This is a genomic window from Streptomyces sp. NPDC048275 (assembly GCF_040652275.1).
Lineage (GTDB): Bacteria > Actinomycetota > Actinomycetes > Streptomycetales > Streptomycetaceae > Streptomyces.
In genome coordinates this window covers 1-4,144 of record NZ_JBEZLR010000215.1, presented here as the reverse complement: position 1 = coordinate 4,144, position 4,144 = coordinate 1, and the positions used below count along the sequence as shown (strand labels likewise).

Sequence of the window (4,144 nt, the reverse complement as noted above, 5' to 3'; positions counted from 1 at the left end):
CGGCCACCACCCTGGCGGACACCACCGCCACCCTCGCCCCCGCCCTGCGCCCCCACCACCCCGAGCCGCACTCCCTCCTCACCGCCATCGCCACCACACACGTCAACGGACACCCCGTCACCTGGCCCACCCACGGCCACACGCTCCCCCTCCCCACCTACGCCTTCCAACGACAGCGCTACTGGCTGGAGGTCGGCGGCACCACCGACGCGGCGGAGCTGGGGCTCGCCCCTGCGGAGCATCCGCTGCTGGGTGCGGCCGTCGCCGTGGCCGACGACGACGGGCTGCTGTTGACCGGGCGGATCTCCCGGCGCACCCACCCGTGGCTGGCCGACCATGTCGTGCTGGGCTCCGCCCTGCTCCCGGGCGCCGCTTTCGTCGAGCTCGCGCTGCACGCGGGCGCGCAGGTCGGGTACGGGACGATCGACGAGCTGATCATCGAGACGCCGCTCGCCGTTCCGGAGAACGGCTCCGTGCAACTGCAGTTGAGTGTGGGTGCGCCGGACGAGTCGGACCGCAGGTCCGTGCGTGTGCACTCGCGTGTCGACGGCGAGGACGGCGAGTGGACCCGGCACGCGTCCGGTGCGCTGCGCGGCGACGACGCCGCACCGCGGGAGCCGGAGGCGGCCTGGCCGCCGGCCGGAGCGGAAGCCGTCGACACCGCGGACCTCTACGACCGGCTCACGGAGGCCGGGTTCGCCTATGGCCCCGCCTTCCAGGGATTGCGGGCAGGCTGGCGGCTGGGCGACGACGTGTACGCCGACGTGCGGCTGCCCAAGGAGCAGTACGAGGCGGCGGAGGGGTTCGGGATCCACCCCGCGCTGCTCGACTCCGCGATGCACTCCCTGGGGCTCGGCGTCGTCGAGAACGAGGCCGACCAGGTGCGGCTGCCGTTCTCGTGGGCAGGTGTGTCCCTGCACGCGAGCGGAGCGGTGGCGGCACGGGTGCGGCTGTCGCCGACCGGCGCGGACACCGTACGGCTCACCCTCCTCGATGCGGAGGGTGCCCCGCTGCTCACCGCCGACGGGCTCACCCTGCGGGCCATGGCGCGCACGGCCGTCCCGGCTCAGCAGCCGCTCTACGGGCTGGACTTGGTCGCGCTGCCCGCGCCCGGCGAGGCCGGCCGTGCGGACGAGGAACCGGTGATCATCGGCAGTGTCGAGGACCTCTCGGGGGTGCGGCAAGCCGCGGTCGTGCGCGTCGACTTCACCGGCGAGGACGCGGGCGACGCCGAGGACACCGTCGTGGCCACCCACCAGGTGGCACGGCGGGCGCTGGAGTTCATCCAGGCCTGGCTGGCCGACGACCGGTTCGCCGGGTCCCGGCTGCTGTTCGTCACCCGTGGCGCGCTCGCCGTGGACGAGGTCCGGGACCTGGCGGCGGCGACGGTGTGGGGACTGGTGCGCACCGCCGAAGCCGAGAACCCGGGCCGGTTCGTCCTGGTCGACGTGGACGGCGAGGCGGCCTCGCTCGCCGCTCTGCCGGCCGCTCTGGCCTGTGATGAGCCCCAACTGGCGGTACAGGACGGCGTGTTGCTGGCCCCCAGGGTCGCCCGGCTCCCCGCCGCCGAGGCGGAGCGGGTCCCGCTCGACCCCGAGGGCACCGTGCTCGTCACCGGCGGTACCGGAACCTTGGGCGCGCAGCTCGCCCGGCACCTCGTCACCGTCCACGGAATGCGCCATCTGCTGCTCACCAGCCGGCGCGGCCCGGAGGCCGAGGGTGCCGGGGAGCTGCTGGCCGAGCTGGCCGAGCTGGGTGCCGAGGCGACCGTCGCCGCCTGCGACGTGAGTGACCGGGAGGCGCTGGCTGGACTGCTCGCATCAGTGGGCCGCCCGCTGACCGCTGTGGTGCACACCGCCGGTGTACTGGACGACGGGGTGATCGGCGCGCTGACGCCGGAGCGGCTGGCGGCCGTACTGCGGCCGAAGGTCGACGCCGCCTGGAACCTGCACGAACTCGCAGGGGACGTCGCCTCGTTCGTCCTGTTCTCCTCGGTCGCCGCCACCTTGGGCAGCCCCGGGCAGGGCAACTACACCGCCGCCAACTCCTTCCTCGACGCGCTCGCCTGCCACCGGCGCGCTCTGGGGCTTCCCGCCGTCTCCCTGGCGTGGGGTCTCTGGGACACCGAGGACGGTATGACGCGGGACCTGGACGCGCGGGACCGGGCCCGGCTGAGCCGGGGCGGCATCGCGCCGATGAGTGTGGAACAGGGCCTGGCCCTCTTCGACGCGGCGCTCCCGCAGGACCGCGCCGTGATCGTCTCCGCCCGCCTCGACCTCGCCGCACTGCGCTCCTCCGGCACCGTGCCGGTCGCCCTGCGCGGCCTGGTGCGCGGGGTCACCCGCCGGGCTGCCGCCGGTGCGGGCACGGCGACGGGATCGTCGCTGGCCCAGCAGGTCGCCGGGCTGTCGGAGGCCGAGCGGGATGCCGTGCTGCTGGATACGGTGCGCACCGCCGTGGCCGCGGTGCTCGGGCACGGCAGTGCGGACGCGGTGGCCGCGGACCGGCAGTTCACGGATCTCGGCTTCGACTCACTGACCGCCGTGGACTTCCGTAACCGGCTCTCCACGGTGACGGGCCTGCGGCTGCCGACCACGCTGGTGTTCGACTATCCGACGCCGCTCGCGCTCGCGGACTTCCTGCGCGACGAGGTGGTCGGTGCGGCCGTTGCCGCGGTCCGTCCGACGGTGTCGGTGACCGGCGACGACCCGATCGTGATCGTCGGCATGAGCTGCCGCTTCCCCGGCGGGGTCCGCTCGCCGCAGGACCTGTGGGAGCTGGTCGCGGGCGGCGTGGACGCCATCTCCCCCTTCCCTGCCGACCGGGGCTGGAGCGAGGACCTCTACGATCCCGACCCGGAACGCACCGGCACGTCGTACGCCAACGAGGGCGGCTTCCTGCATGACGCGGGCAGCTTCGATCCGGAGTTCTTCGGGATCTCCCCGCGGGAGGCGCTGGCCACCGACCCGCAGCAGCGGCTGCTCCTGGAAACGGCCTGGGAGGCCTTCGAACAGGCCGGCATCGATGCGAGCGCCCTGCGCGGCAGCAGCACCGGCGTCTTCACCGGGATCATGTACAACGACTACGGCTCCCGGCTGCTCGAGAACATCCCGCAGGGTTACGAGGGGTTCCTGGGCACGGGCAGCGCGCCGAGCATCGCCTCGGGCCGGGTGGCGTACACCTTCGGTCTGGAGGGCCCGGCGGTCACCGTCGACACCGCCTGCTCCTCCTCGCTGGTCGCGCTGCACCTGGCCGCGCAGGCCCTGCGCAACGGCGAGTGCGACCTGGCGCTGGTGGGCGGCGCGACCGTGATGGCCACGCCGACGACGTTCATCGAGTTCAGCCGGCAGCGCGGGCTGGCCCGGGACGGACGCTGCAAGGCGTTCTCCGAGGAGGCCGATGGCACGGGCTGGGCCGAGGGCGCGGGGCTGGTCCTGGTGGAGCGGCTGTCCGACGCCGAGCGCAACGGGCACCAGGTCCTCGCGGTGGTCCGCGGCAGCGCCGTCAACCAGGACGGCGCGAGCAACGGGCTGACCGCCCCCAACGGCCCTTCCCAGCAGCGCGTGATCCGTCAGGCCCTGGCCAGTGCGGGCCTGAGTCCCGCCGAGGTGGACGCGGTGGAGGCGCACGGCACCGGCACCCGGCTGGGCGACCCGATCGAGGCGCAGGCCCTGCTCGCCACGTACGGAAAGGACCGGCCGGCCGACAAGCCGCTGTGGCTGGGCTCGCTGAAGTCGAACATCGGCCACGCGCAGGCCGCGGCCGGCGTCGCGGGCATCATCAAGATGGTCATGGCGATGCGCCACGGCGTCCTGCCCAAGACCCTGCACGCCGCCACCCCCTCCTCGCACATCGACTGGGAGGCGGGCGCGGTCTCCCTGCTGACGGAGGCTCAGCCGTGGGAGACGGACGGCCGTCCGCGCCGGGCCGGTATCTCTTCCTTCGGCGTCAGCGGCACGAATGTGCACCTCATCCTTGAGCAGCCGCCGGTGTCCGACGCCGAGCCGGTCGGGCCTTCGGTTTCCTCCTCCGGTCCGCTGCCGTGGGTACTGTCCGCCAAGAGCCTGCCCGCCCTGCACGACCAGGCCGCACGCCTGCACGACCTGATCACCGACCAACCCGAACTGTCCCCCGCGGACATCGC

1 protein-coding gene is annotated in these 4,144 nt (G+C 73.8%); it reads left to right on the top strand.

All coding sequences use genetic code 11. The annotated features are described in order from the left end of the window. Positions 1–4,144 (top strand): SDR family NAD(P)-dependent oxidoreductase (locus tag AB0D57_RS47280; protein ID WP_362088700.1); only part of this gene is annotated, 4,144 nt, incomplete at both ends.